Genomic DNA, 1,395 nt, shown 5'->3' with positions numbered 1-1,395 from the left:
GTAGAACTTCGGGAACTGCCCCGCGGCATAGCCCGCCGAGTCCAGCAGCAGGAGCGGCGGCAGCCGGCGCGGGAGCGGGGGCGGCGGGTGTCGGGGCAGGGGCAGCCTCGACGACCACCGGCTCGACCACCACGACCTCGACGGCCGGCGTCGGGTCGACGACGGTGCCCGACACGGCCGGCGGCGCGGCGTCAGGCGCGGGGGCGGCGGCGGAAGCAGCGGGAGCGGCAGCAGCGGGAGCGGGAGCGGCAGCAGCGGGAGCGGCAGCAGCGGGAGCGGCAGCAGCGGGAGCGGGAGCGGCAGCGGCAGCGGCAGCAGCGGGAGCGGCAGGAGCGGGGGTGGGCGCCGACCCGTCGGTGATGCAGGCGTTCACGGCGGCGATCACGCCCGAGTCGTCGCCCTCGAGCTCCTGCCCGTGCTCCTCGATCTCCGACAGCAGCCCGCGGACCGTGTCGACCATCCGCAGCAGCGCATCGGTCGTCGACGGCGTCATACCCTGCGCACCGTCGCGCAACCGGGACAGCAGCGACTCGCCGACGTGCGTCACCTTCTCCAGGCGGTTGAACGCCAGGAAACCCGAGGTGCCCTTGATCGTGTGAATGGTGCGGAAGATCGACGACAGCAGCTCCCGTGACCCCGGTGCCGCTTCGAGCGCCACCAGGTCCCGGTCCAGCTGGTCCAGGTTCTCGTGTGACTCGACGAGAAACTCCTGAACGATGTCACCCAAGTCGCTCACGGCCAGGCTCCCTTCAGCCCTCACCGGGACAAACCACGCGTCGGGCCACGGCCCGGCGAAGCACCCGGAACCGGCCGAACTCACAGGGACAATCGGCACGTTCGGGTGCCGGTCAAGGAGATTCGTGGCGTTACGGTAAGCAGGCCGTCACGTAGGGTATTGCAGCTCTGCGGGGCGCGGGCCGCCCACCGGATCGCGGCGCACCAGGGTGGCCTGCCGGATCAGCCGGCGCGACGTGCTGAGCTTCGGCTCGCAGGTGACGAGGGTGAGCAGCGGCCCGGCGCCGGGCGCGGGCGGCGCGAGCACCTCGCTCTGCTCCGGCCGCACCACGCGCGCCTCGACGACCCGGTAGACGAGCCAGGTGTCGCGGGTCTCGACCACGACCGGCGCGCTGACCTCCAGCTCGCCGAGGTCCCAGAAGACGCCCGGGTAGCGGTGCCCGGCGATGCCCGCGTTGCCGGTCTCGCCGAACGCGGCGGTGCCGGGGATGTGGCCGGGGCCGAGCATGAGGTGCGCGTCGTCGGACCCTTCGACCACGAAGAGCTTCAACCGCAGCGTCGGTACGTGCAGCACCGCCACCGGACCGGCATCGCCGCGCGGCTCGCCCGCGAGCGCCATCGGGGCGGGCGGGCGCCGGCCGGCGGCCTCCGCGGCGGCGG

Annotated in this window: 2 protein-coding genes; both read right to left on the bottom strand. The window is 73.7% G+C overall.

Going from position 1 to position 1,395, the window contains the following annotated elements; all coding sequences use genetic code 11:
* Positions 1-736, bottom strand: a 736-nt coding sequence (locus tag AB0J72_RS58925) for an Hpt domain-containing protein (protein ID WP_363418047.1), incomplete at its 3' end; no start/stop codon positions are given.
* Between the two features lie 147 nt (positions 737-883).
* The coding region (locus AB0J72_RS58920) for a class E sortase (protein ID WP_363418044.1) at positions 884-1,395 on the bottom strand (512 nt) is incomplete at its 5' end.

The organism is Dactylosporangium sp. NPDC049742 (genome assembly GCF_040674675.1).
In the GTDB taxonomy this organism is placed as follows: domain Bacteria; phylum Actinomycetota; class Actinomycetes; order Mycobacteriales; family Micromonosporaceae; genus Dactylosporangium; species Dactylosporangium maewongense.
Note: the sequence above shows the minus strand (reverse complement) of the source record. Positions and strands in the feature narration are given on the sequence as shown.